Source organism: Streptomyces hamibioticus, from assembly GCF_047946815.1.
Classification (GTDB): Bacteria; Actinomycetota; Actinomycetes; order Streptomycetales; family Streptomycetaceae; genus Streptomyces.
This window is the reverse complement of sequence record NZ_JBKKQY010000001.1, coordinates 2,864,424-2,882,301: the sequence shown is the minus strand read 5'-3', so window position 1 is coordinate 2,882,301 and position 17,878 is coordinate 2,864,424. Positions and strand designations below refer to the sequence as shown.

Sequence of the window (17,878 nt, the reverse complement as noted above, 5' to 3'; positions counted from 1 at the left end):
GTGCCGGGCGATGCCTTTTGTTCTGTTTGTCCGTATCTTCAGTGACGCGGCGCACTTTCAGCCACGGATCCCGCATGCATGGTCAGGCTCTGGGCAGGGGCTTACGGTCCCGAGAGTGACACGCGTGTGACACAGGGACGCTGAACAGGAACGGAAGGCAGTACCGGATCATGGCGGACACGACGGAACTTCAGGTATCCCGGACGCGGCAGACCATTCATGCGGGAGGGGAATGGCTGGAAGCGTCCTCCGGTGCCACCCGCGAGATCATCGATCCTGCGGACGGCCGACCGTTCGCCGTGGTGGCGGAGGGCGACGAGAAGGACGCCGACCTCGCGGTGGCAGCCGCCCGGCGCGCCTTCGACGAGGGCGAGTGGCCGCGCACCCCGATCGTGGAGCGCGCCGCCCTGCTGCGCCGCGTCGCCGACCTGCTGGTGCGCGACCGGGAGAAGATCGGCCTGCTGGAGAGCCGCGACGCGGGCAAGACCGTCGAGGAGGGCCGGGTCGACGTCGACTGCGTCGCCGACGCCTTCCGCTACTTCGCGGACCTGGTCGCCGGCGAGGCGCCCGGCCGGGTCGTCGACGCGGGCTCGCCCGACATCCACAGCGTCGTCGTGCACGAGCCGGTCGGCGTCTGCGCGATGATCACGCCCTGGAACTACCCGCTGCTCCAGGCCAGCTGGAAGGTGGCCCCGGCGCTCGCGGCGGGCAACACCTTCGTCATCAAGCCCAGCGAGGTCACCCCGCTGACGACGGTCGCCATGATCGAGCTGCTGATCGAGGCGGGGCTGCCCGCCGGCGTGGCCAACATCGTCACCGGCCCCGGCCACACCGTCGGCGCCCGGCTCGCCGAGCACCCCGACGTCGACCTGATCTCCTTCACCGGCGGTCTGGTCAGCGGCACCAAGGTGGCGCAGGCCGCCGCGCCCACCGTCAAGAAGGTCGCCCTCGAACTCGGCGGCAAGAACCCGAACGTCGTCTTCGCCGACGCCTGCGCCACCGACGAGGGCTTCGACACGGCCGTCGACCAGGCCCTCAACGCGGCCTTCATCCACAGCGGCCAGGTCTGCTCGGCGGGCGCCCGGCTGATCATCGAGGAGTCGGTCCGGGAGCGGTTCGTGGCCGAACTGGCCCGGCGCGCCGAGAAGATCCGGCTCGGCCGCGGCACCGAGGACGGCGTCGAGTGCGGCCCGATGGTCTCCGAGCAGCAGCGCGCCAAGACCGAGGAGTACGTCGCCTCCGCGCTGGCCGAGGGCGCCGTGCTGCGCTGCGGCGGCAAGCGCCCCGAGCCGTCCGACGTACGGCCCGCGGAGGGCTACTTCTACGAGCCGACCCTCCTCGACCGGTGCCACCGCGACATGCGCGTCGTCCGGGAGGAGGTCTTCGGACCGGTCCTCACCGTCGAGACGTTCAGCACCGAGGACGAGGCGGTCACCCTCGCCAACGACACCGAGTACGGGCTCGCGGGCGCCGTGTGGACCGCCGACGCCGGCCGCGCCCGGCGCGTCGCGGCCCGGCTGCGCCACGGCACCATCTGGATCAACGACTTCCACCCCTACCTCCCGCAGGCGGAGTGGGGCGGCTTCGGCAAGAGCGGCACCGGCCGCGAGCTCGGCCCGGCCGGCCTCGCCGAGTACCGCGAGACCAAGCACGTCTACCAGAACCTCGCGCCCAAGCCGGTGCGCTGGTTCGCGGGCTGAGCGCCCGCCGGTCCGCCGGCCCGCACCCCCGCCGGCGGGCCGCCGTCCCGTGGACCGGCCGGGCCGCCGTCCCGCGGCCCGGCACCGCCGGTCCGGTCCGCGCGGCCCCGTCGCCCTGAACGTTCCCTCCCGCACCCCTCCAGAAGTGAGTACCCCATGCCCGAGAACACCCGTGAGTACGACTACGTCGTGATCGGCGGCGGAACGGCAGGTTCCGTCATCGCCTCCCGGCTCACCGAGAACCCGGACGTCACCGTCGCCCTCATCGAGGGCGGCCCCAGCGACGTAGGCCGCGACGACGTGCTGACCCTGCGCCGCTGGATGGGCCTGCTCGGCGGCGAGCTGGACTACGACTACCCGACCACCGAACAGCCGCGCGGCAACTCCCACATCCGGCACAGCCGCGCCCGGGTGCTCGGCGGCTGCTCCTCCCACAACACCCTCATCGCCTTCAAGCCGCTGCCCTCCGACTGGGACGAGTGGGAGGCGGCCGGCGCCACGGGCTGGGGCGCGGTGCAGATGGAGGCGTACTACGCCCGGCTGCTCAACAACATCGTGCCGGTCGACGAGAAGGACCGGAACGCCATCGCCCGCGACTTCGTCGACGCCGCCCAGGCCGCGCTCGGCGTGCCGCGCGTCGAGGGCTTCAACAAGAAGCCCTTCCACGAGGGCGTCGGCTTCTTCGACCTCGCCTACCACCCCGAGAACAACAAGCGCTCCTCGGCGTCGGTGGCGTACCTGCACCCGGTGATGGACGAACGGCCCAACCTCACGATCATGCTGGAGACCTGGGCGTACAAGCTCCAGCTGAACGGCACCCGCGCCGAGGGCGTCCACGTGCGCACCAAGGACGGCGAGGAGATCCTGGTCAAGGCCCGGGGCGAGGTCGTGCTGTCGGCCGGCGCCGTCGACTCGCCGCGGCTGCTGATGCACTCCGGCATCGGCCCCCGGGCCGACCTGGAGGCCCTCGGCATCCCGGTCGTGCACGACCTGCCCGGCGTCGGCGAGAACCTGCTCGACCACCCCGAGTCGGTGATCGTGTGGGAGACCAACGGGCCCATCCCGGACAACTCCGCGATGGACTCCGACGCCGGTCTCTTCGTGCGCCGCGACCCCCAGCACGCGGGCCCCGACCTGATGTTCCACTTCTACCAGATCCCGTTCACGGACAATCCGGAGCGACTGGGCTACCAGCGGCCGGAGTTCGGCGTCTCCATGACCCCGAACATCCCCAAGCCCAAGAGCCGCGGCCGGCTCTACCTGACCAGCGCCGACCCCGAGGTCAAGCCCGCGCTGGACTTCCGCTACTTCACCGACGAGGACGACTACGACGGCCGTACCCTCGTCGACGGCATCAGGATCGCGCGCGAGATCGCCAAGACCCAGCCGCTGGCCGGCTGGCTCAAGCGCGAGGTGGCCCCCGGCCCGGACGTCACCGGTGACGAGGAGCTGAGCGAGTACGCCCGCAAGGTCGCCCACACCGTCTACCACCCGGCGGGCACCTGCAGGATGGGCGCCGCCGGCGACGAACTGGCCGTCGTCGACCCCGAGCTGCGCATCCGCGGCCTGGAGGGCATCCGCATCGCCGACGCCTCCGTCTTCCCGACCATGACCGCCGTCAACCCGATGATCGGCGTGCTCATGGTCGGGGAGCGCGCCGTCGAGCTGATCGGCGGTGACGCCTGATGGGCACGGGCACCGACGCCGCGATAGCCACGGACGCGGCCGTCTTCTCCGTCGAGGGCCTGTGGAAGGTCTTCGGCCCGAAGGCGGACCGCGTCCCCGCCGACCCCGAACTGGCCGCCCTCGACGCCGCCGAACTGCGCTCCCGCACCGGCTGCACCGCCGCCGTCCGGGACGTCTCCTTCGACGTGCGCAAGGGCGAGGTCTTCGTCGTCATGGGCCTGTCCGGCTCCGGCAAGTCCACGCTGGTGCGCTGCCTGACCCGGCTCGTCGAACCGACCGCCGGCACCATCGCCATCGACGGGGAGGACGTCCGCGCCATGGACCGGGCCCGGCTGCGCGAACTGCGCCGCCACCGCGCCGCGATGGTCTTCCAGCACTTCGGCCTGCTCCCGCACCGCACGGTCCTCGACAACGTCGCCTACGGCCTCCAGATCCAGGGCATGAGCCGCGCCGAACGGCGTGCCAAGGCCGCCGAGGTCGTCGCCAAGGTCGGCCTGGAGGGCCTGGAGCACCGCCGCCCGAGCCAGCTCTCCGGCGGCCAGCGGCAGCGCGTCGGCCTCGCCCGCGCCCTCGCCGTCGACCCCGAAGTGCTGCTGTTCGACGAGCCGTTCAGCGCGCTCGACCCGCTGATCCGGCGCGACATGCAGGAGGAGGTCGTCCGGCTGCACCGGGACGAGGGCCGCACCATGGTCTTCATCACCCACGACCTCCAGGAGGCCCTGAAGCTGGGCGACCGGATCGCGCTGATGCGCGACGGCCGCGTCGTACAGCTCGGCACCCCCGAGGAGATCGTCGGATCACCCGCCGACGACTACGTCCGCGAGTTCGTCCGCGACGTCCCGCGCGAGCAGGTCATGACGGTCCGTACGGCCATGCGCCCCGCCGCGTCGGCCAACGAGGCGGGCGCCGGACCGGCGGTACGCCCCGACGCCACCGTCTCCGAGGCCATCGAGGCCGTCGCCCGCGCGGGCTCCCCGGCCCGCGTGATGGACGACGGCCGCTGCCTCGGCGTGGTCGACGCGAGCGACCTGCTCGGCGTCGTCGCCGGAACCGCGCCCCTGGCGGGCGCCGTGCCCGCCCAGGGAGGCGAGCGCCGCGCGAAGGAGGCGGAGCCGGCCGAGGAGGCCGTCTGATGGCCACGGTCACCGCGGCCTCCGCCCCGCGCACCGCCCTGCGCACCACCCTGCGCGGCGTACTGCGCCACCGGGCCGTCCGCAAGCTGCTGCTGCTCGCCCTCGTCGCGGCGGTCCTCGGGCCGCTCGCCCACGCCCAGTGGTCCGGCGGCAGCTGGCCGAGCGCGCTCACCGTCGACGTCTCCGAGCCGCTGGGCCGGGCCAGCGACTGGATCATCGACAACCGCGACAGCCACCCGCTGTTCCTGTACTTCTTCGGCCACGTCAGCAACGTGGTCGTGGTCTGCGTACGCGCCGTCTACCTCGCCCTCCTCGCCGTCGGCTGGGCCGGGGTCACGGCGCTCGGCGGCCTGATCGCCTGGCGCGTGGCCGGGCCGAAGCCGGCCCTGGGCACGGCGGTGGCGTTCCTGGCCTGCGGTCTGCTCGGCATGTGGGTGCCGACCATGCAGACCCTCGCCCTGATGGTGGTGGCCGTCGCCGCGTCCGTCGTCGTCGGCGCCCTGCTGGGGCTGGCCGCCGGACTGTCCGACCGGATGGACCGCGCCCTGCGCCCGGTGCTCGACACCATGCAGGTGCTGCCGGCCTTCGCCTACCTCCTCCCGGTGGTCCTGGTGTTCGGCATCGGCGTCCCCGCCGCCGTCCTGGCCACCGTCGTCTACGCCGCCCCGCCCATGGCCCGGCTCACCGCCCTCGGCCTGCGCGGCGCCGACAAGGAGGTGCTGGAGGCCGTCGAGTCCCTCGGCACCACCGCCCGGCAGCGGCTGCTGACCGCCCGCATCCCGCTGGCCCGCAAGGAACTCCTCCTCGGCCTCAACCAGACGATCATGATGGCGCTGTCCATGGCCGTCATCGCCTCCGTGATCGGCGCCGGCGGCCTCGGCGACCGCGTCTACCAGGCCCTCGCCTCGGTCGACGTCGGCGCCGCCCTCGCGGCCGGCATCCCGATCGTGCTGCTCGCCGTCGTCCTGGACCGGGTTACCGGCGCCGCGGGGAAGGGGCGTGGTGAGACCGGCAGATCGCCGCTGACCTGGCTGTCCGCCGCGGTCGCCGCCGTCGCCGTGGCGGTCGGCGGGCGCCTGCTGGGCCGCCTGGAGTGGCCCGGTGCCCTGATCGTGGACATCGCCGAGCCGGTCAACCGCGCCGTCGACTGGATGACCGCCCACCTGTACTCGGGCGTTCCCGTCGTCGGCGGCACCGCCGACTGGGCCGGCCGCTTCACCACCTGGGTCCTGGACCCGGTCCGCGACGGCCTCCAGTGGCTGCCCTGGTGGTCCCTGCTGCTCATCGTGGCCGCCCTGGCCTGGCTGATCGGCACCTGGCGCACCGCGCTCACCGCCGTCCTCGCCATGGCCGCGATCGGCGTGCTCGGCGTGTGGGACCCGTCCCTGGACACCCTCTCCCAGGTCCTGGCGGCCGTCGCCGTCACCCTCGTGCTGGGCGTCGCGACCGGCATCGCCGCCGCCCGCAGCGACCGCGTCGAGCGGCTGCTGCGGCCCGTGCTGGACGTGTTCCAGACGATGCCGCAGTTCGTGTACCTGATCCCGGTCGTCGCCCTGTTCGGCGTCGGCCGTGCCCCCGCCGTGGCCGCCGCGGTCGTCTACGCCCTGCCGGCGGTGGTCCGCATCACCGCCCAGGGCCTGCGCCAGGTCGACCCGGCCGCGCTGGAGTCGGCCCGCTCGCTCGGCGCCACCGGCGGACAGCAGCTGCGCCAGGTCCAGCTGCCGCTGGCCCGGCGGTCGCTGCTGCTCGCCGTCAACCAGGGCGTCGTCCTGGTCCTCGCCGTCGTCATCATCGGCGGCCTGGTCGGCGGCGGCGCCCTCGGCTACCAGGTCGTCTTCGGCCTCGCCCAGGGCGACCTGGCGACCGGGCTGGTGGCCGGCGCGGCGATCGTCTGCCTCGGCCTGATGCTCGACCGGGTGACCCAGCCGACCGCGCGCCGTACGAAGAAGGGAGCGTGACATGCGATTCCGTACCACCACCGCGGTGGCCGCCGGCTCCGCGCTCCTGCTGCTGACCGGCTGCGGCGCGGCCGACATGACCAAGCAGGCGTCACCGTTCGCGGGCGCGGAGGGCGCCAGGACGGTGACCCTGTCCGTGCAGTCCTGGGTCGGCGCCCAGGCCAACGTGGCCGTCGCCGAGTACCTGCTGGAGCACGAACTCGGCTACCGCGTCGACACCGTCCAGGTCGACGAGGTCCCCGCCTGGGACGCGCTCAGCCAGGGCCGGGTCGACGCCATCCTGGAGGACTGGGGCCACCCCGAGCAGGAACAGCGGTACGTCGAGGACAAGAAGACGATCGTGAACGGCGGCGACCTCGGCGTCACCGGGCACATCGGCTGGTTCGTCCCGACGTACTTCGCGAAGAAGCACCCGGACGTCACCGACTGGAAGAACCTCGACAAGTACGCCGACCGCTTCCGCACCCCGGAGAGCGGCGGCAAGGGCCAGCTGCTGGACGGCTCCCCGTCCTACGTCACCAACGACAAGGCCCTGGTGAAGAACCTCGACCTGGACTACAAGGTCGTCTTCGCCGGCTCCGAGGCGGCCCAGATCACCCAGATCCAGCAGTTCGCCAAGGAGAAGAAGCCCTTCCTGACGTACTGGTACACCCCGCAGTGGCTGTTCAAGAGGGTCCCGATGACGGAGGTGAAGCTCCCGCCGTACCGGGAGGGCTGCGACGCCGACCCGGAGAAGGTGGCCTGCGCCTACCCGCACACCCAGCTGCAGAAGTACCTCAACGCCGACTTCGCCGAGAACGGCGGCGACGCGGCCGAGCTGCTCAAGAACTTCCGGTGGACCACCGAGGACCAGAACGAGGTCTCCCTGATGATCGCCGAGCAGAAGATGGCGCCCGAGGACGCGGCGAGGAAGTGGGTGGACAGCCACGAGTCCGTATGGAAGGAGTGGCTGCCCTGACCCGCCTCACAGGCGCGCGGCGATCTCCCGCAGCGCCTCGGCCGCGCGGCGCTGGAGCCCCGGCCCGAACGTGATCCGGGTGGCCCCGAGTTCGCCGAGTTCGGCGGGCGAGGGGCCGTCCCCGGGTGTGGCGAACACGTTCACCGGCCCCTGGATGCCGGACCGCAGCAGGGGCAGTACGTCCGCCGGGGCGCCGATCGGGTACACGCAGTCGGCGCCCGCGGCGACGTACAGCGCGGCCCGCTCGATCGCCCGGCCGGGGTCCGTGACCCCCCGGACGAAGGTGTCGACGCGGGCGTTGACGAACAGCCGGTCCCCGGCCGCCGCCCGCACCTCGGCGAGCCGGTCGGCGTGCTCGTGCGGGTCCTTGAGCACCCCGTCCTCGGAGTCCTCCAGGTTGCAGCCCACGGCACCCGCCTCCAGCAGCCGCTCCACCAGCTCCTCCGGCGGCAGCCCGTAGCCGCCCTCGACGTCCGCGGACACCGGCACCTCCACGGACCGCGCGATCCGCGCCACCGCCGCGAACATCTCGTCGGCCGGCGTCCGCCCGTCCTCGTACCCGAGCGAGGCGGCGACCCCGGCGCTGGGCGTCGCGAGCGCCGGGAACCCGGCCTCGGCGAACACCCGGGCGCTGGCGGCGTCCCAGGGGCCGGGCAGGACGAGGGGATCGCCGGGCGCCCGGCCGCGATGCAGGGCGCGGAAAGCCTCGGCCTTGCTCACCATCGCGTGCTCCCCGGGGGAATCCGCCGGCCGACCATCAGCCGGTTCCAGCTGTTGACGGCGGTGATCAGCGCGACCAGGTGGGCGAGCCGGGGCGCGTCGAAGTGCCGGGCGGCCCGCCGGTGGACCTCGTCCGGCACGAAGCCCTCCGTGAGGACCGTGACGGCCTCGGTCAGCTCCAGCGCCGCACGCTCCCGTTCGTCGAAGACCTCCCCGGCCTCCTCCCAGGCGTCCAGCAGATCGAGCTGCCTCCCCCAGTCTCGGCTTCGCTCGACCGGGGGCACCCCCCTGCTCACGCCGTGCTCGCGGGCGATCGTCAGATGCATGTCCAGGCAGAACGCGCAGTGGTTGAGCTGCGAGGCGCGGATCTGCACCAGCTCGGCGAGACCGGGGTCGCCGAAACCCCGCTTCGCGGCGGCGCTCACGGCCTGGAGAGCCGACCGCACCCCGTCGTCGAGCAGCGTCGTACGGGCCGTCACGCGTGCTGCCCCGGCCGGTAGTGGCCCGGCGTCCGGCGCGTGGTCACACCGAACCGGTTCCACGCGTTGATCACCGTGATCGCGGCGATCAGCTGCGCCAGCTCCGCCTCCTCGAAGTGCCCGGCCGCCCTCTCGTACACCTCGTCCGGCACGAACCCGTCCGTCAGCACGGTCACGGCCTCCGTCAGCTCCAGCGCCGCCAGCTCCTTCTCCGTGTAGAAGTGCCGCGACTCCTCCCAGGCGCTCAGCTGCACGATCCGCTCCACGCTCTCGCCCGCCGCGAGCGCGTCCTTGGTGTGCATGTCCAGGCAGAAGGCGCAGTGGTTGAGCTGCGAGGCGCGGATCTTCACCAGCTCGCGCAGCTTGGGGTCGAGCCCGCGCCCGGCCGCCGCGTCGAGCCGGAGCATCGCCTTGAAGACGTCGGGCGCCAGCGCGGCCCAGTCCATCCGGGGCGCGGGCTCGGCGGCGTACTCGGTGGTCGTCGTGGTGTCGTCGATCGTCATGCCTCGACCCTAGGAACGAAGCAGCCCAGGAGTATGGTCCATTTCCATGGCGGAACCATGGGCCACTCTGGGCATCGACCTGCACCTGGAACCGACCGGCCCGGGCCTGCGCCGCGGGCTGACCGACGCCCTGCGCGAGGCCGTGCGCACCGGACGCCTGGCCCCCGGCACCCGCCTGCCGTCCTCCCGCACCCTCGCCGCCGACCTCGGCATCGCGCGCAACACCGTCGCCGACGCCTACGCCGGCCTCGTCGCCGAGGGCTGGCTCACCGCCCGCCAGGGCTCGGGCACCCGGGTGGCCGACCGTCCGGTCACCGTCCCGGCGGCCGACGCCCTCCGCCCCCGCGATCCCGCCCGCCCCGCCTACGACCTGCGGCCCGGCACCCCCGACCTGGCCGCCTTCCCGCGCGCCGAGTGGCTCAAGGCGGCCCGCCGCGCCCTCGCCGCCGCCCCCAACGACGCCCTCGGCTACGGCGACCCGCGCGGCCGGCCCGAGCTGCGCGCCGCGCTCGCCGGGTACCTGTCCCGGGCGCGGGGGGTGCGCGCCGACCCCGAACGCGTGCTCGTCTGCTCCGGGTTCGGACACGCCCTGCAACTGATCGGCACCGTGCTGCGGGCGCGCGGCGTGCACACGGTCGCGGTCGAGTCGTACGGCCTCCACCAGCACCGCGACCTGCTGACCGAGGCCGGCCTGCGCACCGTCCCGCTGCCCTTCGACGACCGGGGCACCGACCCGGGCACGCCCCCGGCGGAGGCCGGCGCCGTCCTGCTCACCCCCGCCCACCAGTTCCCGATGGGCATGGCCCTGCACCCCGACCGCAGGGCCGCCGTCGCCGACTGGGCCCGGCGCACCGGCGCCCTGGTCCTGGAGGACGACTACGACGGCGAGTTCCGCTACGACCGCCAGCCCGTCGGCGCCCTCCAGGGCCTCGACCCCGACCGGGTCGTCTACCTCGGCACCGCCAGCAAGTCCCTCGCCCCCGGCCTGCGGCTGGCCTGGGCCGTGCTGCCGCCGGAGCTCGCCGAGCGGACGGTGGCGGCCAAGGGCGGTACCGACACCTGCGGCGTGCTGGAGCAGCTGACCCTCGCGGAGTTCCTCACCTCCGGCGCCTACGACCGGCACGTCCGCGCCGCCCGGCTGCGCTACCGGCGCCGCCGCGACGCCCTGGTGGCCGCGCTCGCCGCCCGCGCGCCCGAGGTGCGGGCCACGGGCATCGCGGCCGGGCTGCACGCGGTGCTGCGGCTGCCGCCCGGCACCGAGCAGGCCGTGGTCCAGGCGGCGGCCTGGCAGCAGCTCGCCCTCTTCGGCCTGGCCGGATTCCGCCACCCGCAGGCGGTCACCGAACCCCTCGACGCGGTGGTCGTCGGCTACGGCACCCCGCCGGATCATGCCTGGGCGGGGGCCCTGGACGCCCTGTGCCGCGCACTGCCGTAAAGTCCTGCCCCGGCAAAGCTCGTACGGCAGTCCGATATGAGGGGGAGTCAGGATGGCGGAAACACGACGACGGCTGCGTTCGAGCACGGTGGCACTCGGCAGCATGGGGGTCCTCGCGGTGGCCCTGACGTCGTGCGGCTCGGAACCGGACCGCCGCTGCGTGGACCGCGACAACTATGACTTCCTCAACGGCTACAAGGTGGTCGCGGACAAGCACTGCACGTCCTCCGTCTCCTCCGGCCGCAAGAGCCGGGCGAGGGTCGGGGACGCCGACTGGTACTACGACGCCGACGTCACCGCCGGCCGGGCCGACGACGGCACCTTCAGCCGCGAGGAGGCCGTCGACCGCGGCGGCTTCGGCTGCTCCGGCAGCGGCAGCGGCGGCGGCTGAGCCGTGGAGCGCCGCACCATCGAGCCCCGCCCGGGCTGGCAGCGGACGGTCGAGGAACAGGGGTGCGTCTACCCCCTGACCCGCTATCCCGACGGCTCGCTGCGTCCCTACTGGGACGAGAGCGCCTACTACGTCTTCTCCCTCGACGAGATCGAGGCGATGGAGGAGGACGTCGAGGAACTGCACCGCATGTGCCTGGCGGCGGCCGGGCACATCGTCGCCGAGGACCGCTTCGCCGACCTCGGCATCACCGACCCGCGGGTGGCCGGCGCGGTGGCCGAGGCCTGGCACCGCCGCGCCGAACTCCCCTCCCTCTACGGCCGCTTCGACCTGCGCTACGACGGCACGGGGCCCGCGAAGCTCCTGGAGTACAACGCCGACACCCCCACGTCCCTCGTGGAGGCGGCGTCCCCCCAGTGGTTCTGGATGGAGGAGCGCTTCCCCGGCTCCGACCAGTGGAACTCCCTGCACGAGCGGCTGATCGACGCCTGGCGGAAGCAGTCGGCCCTGCTGCCGCCCGGCGGGCCCCTGTACTTCGCGAACTCCGAGGCCGACGAGCTGGGCGAGGACCTGATGACGGTCGCCTACCTCAAGGAGACCGCCGAACAGGCCGGCCTCGCCACCGAGTGGATCTCCATGGAGGAGATCGGCTGGGACCGCCTCTCCGGCCGCTTCGTGGACGGCAGGCTCCGCTTCATCCGCAGCATCTTCAAGCTCTACCCCTGGGAATGGCTGACGGCCGACCGCTTCGCCGGCCACGTCCTGGACACCCTCGACAACGGCGGCGGCACCGGCTCCACCCTGTGGATCGAGCCGGCCTGGAAGATGCTGCTGAGCAACAAGGCCCTGCTGGCGATCCTCTGGGAGCTGTACCCCGGTCACCCCAACCTGCTGCCCGCCTACCTGGACGGCCCGCGCGAGCTGGCGCGGACCACGGGCTGGGTCGCCAAGCCGCTGCTGGGCCGCGAGGGCGCGGGCGTGACGGTCCACGAGCCCGGCACCGAGCCGGCCCCGCGCGAGGAACCCTGCTGCTACCAGGCGCTGGCCCCGCTGCCCGACTTCGACGGCAACCGCGTGGTGCTGGGCGCCTGGATGGTGGAGAACGAGTCGGCGGGCCTCGGCATCCGGGAGTCGTCGGGCCTGGTCACCGACGAGTACGCGCGTTTCCTGCCGCACGTGATCCGGTGACCGCCCCGCTCGTATGGTGGACGCCGGGCCACCGCGCCGAGGGCTGCCCGGTAGGCTGACCGAGGGCCGTGACTGGCGCGCTGGGATGGGACGGACCATCGGGGAGCGGCCCGTACGGGAATGTGTGCCGTGCGCCTGGGCCGAACCGTGTACGCCGAACGCCACGTCCGGAGGTCCCTGATGTCTGACCCGTCCGCGCCCCTGTCCCAGGAGTCCACCGCCTACCGCGCCGCCCTCGACGTCATCCGCGCCGTCGAGCCGCGAGTCGCCGACGCCATCGGCCAAGAGGTCGCCGACCAGCGCGAGATGCTCAAGCTGATCGCCTCGGAGAACTACGCCTCCCCGGCCACGCTGCTGGCGATGGGCAACTGGTTCAGCGACAAGTACGCCGAGGGCACCGTCGGCCGCCGCTTCTACGCCGGCTGCCGCAACGTCGACACCGTGGAGTCCCTCGCCGCCGAGCACGCCCGCGAACTGTTCGGCGCCCGCCACGCCTACGTCCAGCCGCACTCCGGCATCGACGCCAACCTGGTCGCCTTCTGGGCGGTCCTCGCCGACCGCGTCGAGGCGCCCTTCCTCCAGAAGACCGGCGTCCGCCAGATCAGCGACCTCTCCGAGGCCGACTGGGCCGAGCTGCGCCAGGCCTTCGGCAACCAGCGCATGCTCGGCATGTCCCTGGACGCCGGCGGCCACCTCACCCACGGCTTCCGCCCGAACATCTCCGGCAAGACGTTCGACCAGCGCTCCTACGGCACCGACCCGGCCACCGGCCTGATCGACTACGAGGCCCTGCGTGCCCAGGCCCGCGAGTTCAAGCCGCTGATCATCGTCGCCGGTTACTCCGCCTACCCCCGCCTGGTGAACTTCCGGATCATGCGCGAGATCGCCGACGAGGTCGGCGCGACCCTCATGGTCGACATGGCGCACTTCGCGGGCCTGGTCGCGGGCAAGGTGCTGACCGGCGACTTCGACCCGGTGCCGCACGCCCAGATCGTGACGACCACCACCCACAAGTCGCTGCGCGGCCCGCGCGGCGGCATGGTGCTGTGCGACGACTCCCTCAGGGACCAGGTGGACCGCGGCTGCCCGATGGTCCTCGGCGGCCCCCTCCCGCACGTCATGGCCGCCAAGGCCGTCGCCCTGGCGGAGGCCCGGCAGCCCGCCTTCCAGGACTACGCCCAGCGCATCGTCGACAACTCCCGCGCCCTCGCCGAGGGCCTGATGCGCCGCGGCGCCACGCTGGTGACCGGCGGCACCGACAACCACCTCAACCTGATCGACGTCGCCGGCTCCTACGGCCTCACCGGCCGCCAGGCCGAGGCCGCCCTGCTGGACTCCGGCATCGTCACCAACCGCAACGCCATCCCGGCCGACCCCAACGGCGCCTGGTACACGTCCGGCATCCGCATCGGCACCCCCGCGCTCACCACCCGGGGCCTCGGCACGGCGGAGATGGACGAGGTGGCGGGCCTGATCGACCGCGTCCTGACGACGACGGAGGCGGGCACCACGAAGTCGGGCGCCCCGTCGAAGGCGTCCCACGTGCTGGACGAGAAGGTGGCCCAGGAGATCGCCCAGCGCGCCACGGACCTGGTGAAGGGCTTCCCCCTGTACCCGGAGATCGACCTCGGCTGAGCCGACCTGACGGGCGCGGGCCGTTTCGACGTGCGGGCACCGCCGGGTGGCCGCGACCCGCCCACCACGGCCCGCAGTTCCCCACGCACAGACCTCCCCCAGCTCTCTGAGACAATGAAAAGCATGGCGACAGACCGACCCCGCGTGCTCTCCGGTATCCAGCCCACCGCCGGCTCGTTCCACCTCGGGAACTACCTCGGCGCCGTCCGCCAGTGGGTGGCCCTCCAGGAGACCCACGACGCGTTCTACATGGTCGTCGACCTGCACGCGATCACGGTCCCGCAGGACCCGAAGGAACTGCGCGCCAACACCCGCCTGGCCGCCGCCCAGCTGCTGGCGGCCGGACTGGACCCGGACCGCTGCACGCTGTTCGTCCAGAGCCACGTCCCCGAGCACGCCCAGCTCGCCTGGGTCATGAACTGCCTCACCGGCTTCGGCGAGGCCAGCCGCATGACCCAGTTCAAGGACAAGTCCGCCAAGCAGGGCGCCGACCGCGCCTCCGTCGGCCTGTTCACCTACCCGGTCCTCCAGGTCGCGGACATCCTGCTCTACCAGGCCAACGAGGTGCCGGTCGGCGAGGACCAGCGCCAGCACATCGAGCTGACCCGCGACCTCGCCGAGCGCTTCAACGGCCGCTACGGCCAGACCTTCACCCTCCCGAAGCCGTACATCCTCAAGGAGACGGCGAAGATCTACGACCTCCAGGACCCGTCGATCAAGATGAGCAAGTCGGCGTCCACGCCGAAGGGCCTGATCAACCTCCTGGACGAGCCGAAGACCACCGCCAAGAAGGTCAAGAGCGCGGTCACCGACACCGACACCGTCGTCCGCTACGACGCGGAGCACAAGCCGGGCGTCAGCAACCTCCTCACCATCTACGCGACCCTCACCGGCGCGGGCATCGCCGAGCTGGAGGAGAAGTACGCCGGCAAGGGCTACGGCGCGCTCAAGACCGACCTCGCCGAGGTCATGGTCGACTTCGCGGCGCCGTTCCGCGAGCGCACCCAGCAGTACCTGGACGACCCCGAGACGCTGGACTCGCTCCTGGCCAAGGGCGCGGAGAAGGCCCGTGCGGTCGCCGCGGAGACCCTGGCCCAGGCGTACGAGCGGGTGGGCTTCCTGCCCGCCAAGCACTGAGCTGCGCCCCCGAGCGCCGCACATCACGTCCGTTGCGCCTGCCCCCGGCACGGTCGTGGCCGTACAGTCGATAACCGGGTGTCCGACAGAACGACAGGAGACGACGTGGGGACCGTAACGATCGGTGTCTCGATCGCGGTCCCGGAGCCCCACGGCAGCCGGCTGCAGCAGCTGCGCGCGGGCTTCGGCGACGCCGCGGCGCACGGTATCCCCACGCACGTCACCCTGCTGCCGCCGACGGAGGCCGACGCGGCGGCGCTCCCCGTGATCGAGGCGCACCTGGCACGGGTGGCGTCCGCCGGGCGGCCGTTCCCGATGCGGCTGTCCGGCACCGGGACCTTCCGGCCGCTGTCGCCGGTGGTCTTCGTCCGGGTGGTGGAGGGCGTCGAGGACTGCACCTGGCTCCAGCAGCAGATCCGGGACGCCTCCGGGCCCCTCGCCCGCGAGCTGCAGTTCCCGTACCACCCGCACGTGACGGTGGCGCACGGCATCGAGGAGGCGGCGATGGACCGCGCCTTCGAGGAGCTGGCCGACTACGCGGCCCAGTGGCCGTGCACCGGTTTCGCGCTCTACGAGCAGGGCGCCGACGGCGTCTGGCGCAAGCTGCGCGAGTTCCCCTTCGGCAGCGCGGTCGTCCCGCCACAGGCGGGACACGCGGCGCGCGGCTCCCTGCCCACGCGCTAGGGTCCCGGTCCGCCGGCCGGTCCCTAGACCGGCAGCCTCCGGAACAGCGGGCGCGGCAGATGCCGCAGCGCCGACATCACCACCCGCAGCGCGCCCGGCACCCACACCGTCTCCGTGCGGCGCCTGAGCCCCAGCTCGACGGCCGCCGCCACCGCCTCCGGCGTGGTGGCCAGCGGTGCCTCCTCCATCCCGGCCGTCATCCTCGACCGCACGAACCCGGGGCGCACCACCATCACGTGCACGCCGGTGCCGTGCAGCGCGTCGCCCAGCCCCTGGGCGAAGGCGTCCAGGCCGGCCTTGCTGGAGCCGTAGATGAAGTTGGCCCGGCGGGCCCGCTCGCCGGCCACCGAGGACAGCACGACCAGCGAGCCGTGCCCCTGGGCCTGCAGGGCGCGGGCGCACACCAGCCCGGCCGACACGGCGCCCGTGTAGTTGGTCTGCGCGACCCGCACGGCGCTCACCGGCTCCCGCTCGTCGTGCGCCTGGTCGCCGAGGATGCCGAAGGCGAGCAGCACCATGTCGACGTCGCCCTCCGCGAAGACCTTGCCGAGCGCCTCCTCGTGCGACTCGGGGTCCAGCGCGTCGAAGGCGACGGTCTGCACGGTGGCGCCGAGGCCGCGCAGCTGTTCGGCGGCCTCTTCCAGACCCGGCGAGGGCCGCCCGGCCAGCCACACCGTGCGGGTGCGGCGGGCGATCAGCCGGCGTGCGGTGGCCAGCGCGATCTCGGACGTACCGCCGAGGACGAGCAGGGACTGAGGGAGGCCGAAGGCGTCCTTCACGGCAGCTCCAAGAGAGTCAGAGGGAGAGTCGGCGGGACAGGTCGGAGACGAACACCCCGCGCGGGTCCAGCTCCGCGCGCAGGGCGCGGAAGTCGTCCAGGCGGGGGTACATCGCGGCGAGCAGCTCCGGCCGCAGCCGGGAGTCCTTGGCGAGGTAGACCCGGCCGCCGGCCGCGGCGACCTCCTCGTCCAGCTCGTCGAGGAAGGCGCCGAGGCCGGGCAGGCTCGCCGGGATGTCCAGGGCGAGGGTCCAGCCGGGCACGGGGAAGGACAGCCAGCCCGCGTCGGCGTCCCCGAAGCGTTTGAGGACGGCCAGGAAGGACGGGCAGCGGCGCTCGGAGATGCGGCGCACGATGCGGCGCAGGGCGTCCTCCTGGCCGTAGCCGACGACGAACTGGTACTGCACGAAGCCGCCGCGGCCGTAGATCCGGTTCCAGTGGGGGACGCCGTCCAGGGGGTGGAAGAAGGTGGAGATCCGCTGGAGCTGGCCGCGGCGCGCGCGGGGCGCCTTGCGGTACCACAGCTCGTTGAACAGGCCCACGGTCGTGCGGCTGAGCAGGCCCTCCGGGACCAGGGCGGGGGCGGCCGGGAGGCGGGAGGTGCGGAAGGCCAGCGCCCGCGCGCGTGAGCGCTCCGGCAGCGCCTCCAGGGGCGCGTGGTCGCCGCGGGTGAGCACCGCCCGGCCGGTCGCCGCGCCGCGCGCGAGCAGGTCGATCCAGGCGACGGAGTAGCGGTAGTGGTGGTCGGTGGCGGCGAGCCGGGCCATCAGGTCGTCCAGGTCGCTCGCCCGCTCGGTGTCGACGGACATCAGCGCCGTCCGGACCGGCTGGAGCCGCACCGTCGCGGTCAGGATCACCCCGGTCAGCCCCATGCCGCCGGCGGTCGCGTCGAACAGGGGCGTGCCGCGGGCCACCGAGCGGACCTGCCCGTCGGCGGTGAGCAGCTCCAGGGACAGCACATGGCGGGCGAAGGAGCCGGAGACGTGGTGGTTCTTGCCGTGGATGTCGGCGCCGATGGCCCCGCCGACGGTCACATAGCGGGTGCCCGGCGTCACCGGCACGAACCAGCCGAGCGGCAGCAGCACCTCCATCAGCCGGTGCAGGGAGACGCCCGCGTCGCACAGCACGGTGCCGCCCTCGACGTCGATCGCGTGGATGCGGTCCAGGCCGGTCATGTCCAGCACGGCGCCGCCCGCGTTCTGCGCCGCGTCGCCGTACGCCCGCCCCAGCCCTCTCGGGATGCCGCCGCGGGCCCCGCAGTCCCGGACGGCGGCCGCGGCCTCCTCGTACGTCCGGGGACGGATCAGCCGGGCGGCGGTGGGGGCGGTGCGGCCCCACCCGGTGACGGAAACGGTGGTGTCGACGGGCATGGCGGCGACCGTATCGCCGATGCATGAGCGATTGGTTACGGAACATCCCATTCATCCCCGAAACGGGTGATTAATGGGATGTCGCACCGTATTCCCGGAGTTTTTCCAGGCCTTCGGCCCGGT

The 17,878-nt window shown here is 73.1% G+C and carries 16 protein-coding genes and 1 riboswitch; of the genes, 11 read left to right on the top strand and 5 right to left on the bottom strand.

Annotated elements, in window-relative coordinates; translation table 11 throughout:
- Nucleotides 1–170: 170 nt before the first annotated feature.
- From ACLGIH_RS12765 to ACLGIH_RS12745, 5 genes are all read left to right on the top strand, one after another.
- On the top strand, nucleotides 171–1,700 hold the full coding sequence (locus ACLGIH_RS12765; protein WP_416525372.1) for an aldehyde dehydrogenase family protein: 1,530 nt from the start codon (nucleotides 171–173) through the stop codon (nucleotides 1,698–1,700).
- A gap of 156 nt (nucleotides 1,701–1,856) precedes the next feature.
- Entirely contained in the window at nucleotides 1,857–3,386 is a 1,530-nt protein-coding gene (locus ACLGIH_RS12760) for a GMC family oxidoreductase (protein WP_416525371.1), read from the top strand.
- Nucleotides 3,386–4,519, top strand: coding sequence for a quaternary amine ABC transporter ATP-binding protein (locus ACLGIH_RS12755; protein ID WP_416525370.1), 1,134 nt, complete (start codon nucleotides 3,386–3,388; stop codon nucleotides 4,517–4,519). Before ACLGIH_RS12760 ends, ACLGIH_RS12755 begins: the two co-directional genes overlap by 1 nt.
- Complete coding sequence (locus ACLGIH_RS12750; RefSeq protein WP_416525369.1) at nucleotides 4,519–6,477, top strand: ABC transporter permease; 1,959 nt, start codon at nucleotides 4,519–4,521, stop codon at nucleotides 6,475–6,477. Before ACLGIH_RS12755 ends, ACLGIH_RS12750 begins: the two co-directional genes overlap by 1 nt.
- A 1-nt stretch (nucleotide 6,478) precedes the next feature.
- Nucleotides 6,479–7,435 (top strand): ABC transporter substrate-binding protein, encoded by a 957-nt coding sequence (locus ACLGIH_RS12745; protein WP_416525368.1) that lies wholly within the window; start codon nucleotides 6,479–6,481, stop codon nucleotides 7,433–7,435.
- 6 nt (nucleotides 7,436–7,441) lie between these two features.
- On the opposite strand, the gene ACLGIH_RS12740 is transcribed toward ACLGIH_RS12745, so the two are convergent.
- From ACLGIH_RS12740 to ACLGIH_RS12730, 3 genes are read right to left on the bottom strand one after another with little or no spacing between them, the layout of a single operon-like run.
- A complete protein-coding gene (locus tag ACLGIH_RS12740; protein WP_416529365.1) occupies nucleotides 7,442–8,155 on the bottom strand; it encodes an isocitrate lyase/PEP mutase family protein in 714 nt (237 codons plus the stop codon).
- A complete protein-coding gene (locus ACLGIH_RS12735; RefSeq protein WP_416525367.1) occupies nucleotides 8,152–8,634 on the bottom strand; it encodes a carboxymuconolactone decarboxylase family protein in 483 nt (160 codons plus the stop codon). Before ACLGIH_RS12735 ends, ACLGIH_RS12740 begins: the two co-directional genes overlap by 4 nt.
- Complete coding sequence (locus ACLGIH_RS12730) at nucleotides 8,631–9,137, bottom strand: carboxymuconolactone decarboxylase family protein (RefSeq protein ID WP_416525366.1); 507 nt, start codon at nucleotides 9,135–9,137, stop codon at nucleotides 8,631–8,633. Before ACLGIH_RS12730 ends, ACLGIH_RS12735 begins: the two co-directional genes overlap by 4 nt.
- A gap of 46 nt (nucleotides 9,138–9,183) precedes the next feature.
- On the opposite strand from ACLGIH_RS12730, the gene pdxR reads away from it, so the two are divergent.
- From pdxR to ACLGIH_RS12700, 6 genes are all read left to right on the top strand, one after another.
- A complete protein-coding gene (gene pdxR, locus ACLGIH_RS12725) occupies nucleotides 9,184–10,572 on the top strand; it encodes a MocR-like pyridoxine biosynthesis transcription factor PdxR (protein ID WP_416525365.1) in 1,389 nt (462 codons plus the stop codon).
- A 52-nt stretch (nucleotides 10,573–10,624) separates the two neighbouring features.
- Nucleotides 10,625–10,963 carry a hypothetical protein gene (locus ACLGIH_RS12720; RefSeq protein WP_416525364.1) on the top strand — a complete coding sequence of 113 codons (339 nt, stop codon included), beginning with the start codon at nucleotides 10,625–10,627 and terminating at the stop codon, nucleotides 10,961–10,963.
- 3 nt (nucleotides 10,964–10,966) lie between these two features.
- On the top strand, nucleotides 10,967–12,151 hold the full coding sequence (locus ACLGIH_RS12715) for a glutathionylspermidine synthase family protein (protein ID WP_416525363.1): 1,185 nt from the start codon (nucleotides 10,967–10,969) through the stop codon (nucleotides 12,149–12,151).
- Between the two features lie 58 nt (nucleotides 12,152–12,209).
- A riboswitch (ZMP/ZTP riboswitch) is annotated at nucleotides 12,210–12,299 on the top strand.
- Between the two features lie 32 nt (nucleotides 12,300–12,331).
- On the top strand, nucleotides 12,332–13,786 hold the full coding sequence (locus ACLGIH_RS12710; RefSeq protein ID WP_416525362.1) for a glycine hydroxymethyltransferase: 1,455 nt from the start codon (nucleotides 12,332–12,334) through the stop codon (nucleotides 13,784–13,786).
- 123 nt (nucleotides 13,787–13,909) lie between these two features.
- Complete coding sequence (gene trpS / locus ACLGIH_RS12705) at nucleotides 13,910–14,923, top strand: tryptophan--tRNA ligase (RefSeq protein WP_416525361.1); 1,014 nt, start codon at nucleotides 13,910–13,912, stop codon at nucleotides 14,921–14,923.
- A gap of 105 nt (nucleotides 14,924–15,028) precedes the next feature.
- Nucleotides 15,029–15,607 carry a 2'-5' RNA ligase family protein gene (locus ACLGIH_RS12700; protein ID WP_416525360.1) on the top strand — a complete coding sequence of 193 codons (579 nt, stop codon included), beginning with the start codon at nucleotides 15,029–15,031 and terminating at the stop codon, nucleotides 15,605–15,607.
- A 23-nt stretch (nucleotides 15,608–15,630) separates the two neighbouring features.
- Here the strand turns inward: ACLGIH_RS12700 and ACLGIH_RS12695 are convergent, their stop codons facing one another.
- Together ACLGIH_RS12695 and ACLGIH_RS12690 are read right to left on the bottom strand one after the other, a co-directional pair.
- Nucleotides 15,631–16,386 (bottom strand): decaprenylphospho-beta-D-erythro-pentofuranosid-2-ulose 2-reductase, encoded by a 756-nt coding sequence (locus ACLGIH_RS12695; RefSeq protein ID WP_416525359.1) that lies wholly within the window; start codon nucleotides 16,384–16,386, stop codon nucleotides 15,631–15,633.
- Between the two features lie 16 nt (nucleotides 16,387–16,402).
- On the bottom strand, nucleotides 16,403–17,755 hold the full coding sequence (locus tag ACLGIH_RS12690; RefSeq protein ID WP_416525358.1) for a decaprenylphosphoryl-beta-D-ribose oxidase: 1,353 nt from the start codon (nucleotides 17,753–17,755) through the stop codon (nucleotides 16,403–16,405).
- Nucleotides 17,756–17,878 lie beyond the last annotated feature (123 nt).

Excerpts from the sequence above, each read along its gene's own strand:
- ACLGIH_RS12730 (WP_416525366.1), bottom strand. The coding sequence starts at position 9,137 with ATGACGATCGACGACACCACGACGACCACCGAGTACGCCGCCGAGCCC.
- ACLGIH_RS12755 (WP_416525370.1), top strand. The coding sequence starts at position 3,386 with ATGGGCACGGGCACCGACGCCGCGATAGCCACGGACGCGGCCGTCTTC.
- ACLGIH_RS12720 (WP_416525364.1), top strand. The coding sequence starts at position 10,625 with ATGGCGGAAACACGACGACGGCTGCGTTCGAGCACGGTGGCACTCGGC.
- trpS (WP_416525361.1), top strand. The coding sequence starts at position 13,910 with ATGGCGACAGACCGACCCCGCGTGCTCTCCGGTATCCAGCCCACCGCC.
- ACLGIH_RS12745 (WP_416525368.1), top strand. The coding sequence starts at position 6,479 with ATGCGATTCCGTACCACCACCGCGGTGGCCGCCGGCTCCGCGCTCCTG.
- pdxR (WP_416525365.1), top strand. The coding sequence starts at position 9,184 with ATGGCGGAACCATGGGCCACTCTGGGCATCGACCTGCACCTGGAACCG.
- ACLGIH_RS12765 (WP_416525372.1), top strand. The coding sequence starts at position 171 with ATGGCGGACACGACGGAACTTCAGGTATCCCGGACGCGGCAGACCATT.
- ACLGIH_RS12710 (WP_416525362.1), top strand. The coding sequence starts at position 12,332 with ATGTCTGACCCGTCCGCGCCCCTGTCCCAGGAGTCCACCGCCTACCGC.
- ACLGIH_RS12690 (WP_416525358.1), bottom strand. The coding sequence starts at position 17,755 with ATGCCCGTCGACACCACCGTTTCCGTCACCGGGTGGGGCCGCACCGCC.
- ACLGIH_RS12750 (WP_416525369.1), top strand. The coding sequence starts at position 4,519 with ATGGCCACGGTCACCGCGGCCTCCGCCCCGCGCACCGCCCTGCGCACC.
- ACLGIH_RS12760 (WP_416525371.1), top strand. The coding sequence starts at position 1,857 with ATGCCCGAGAACACCCGTGAGTACGACTACGTCGTGATCGGCGGCGGA.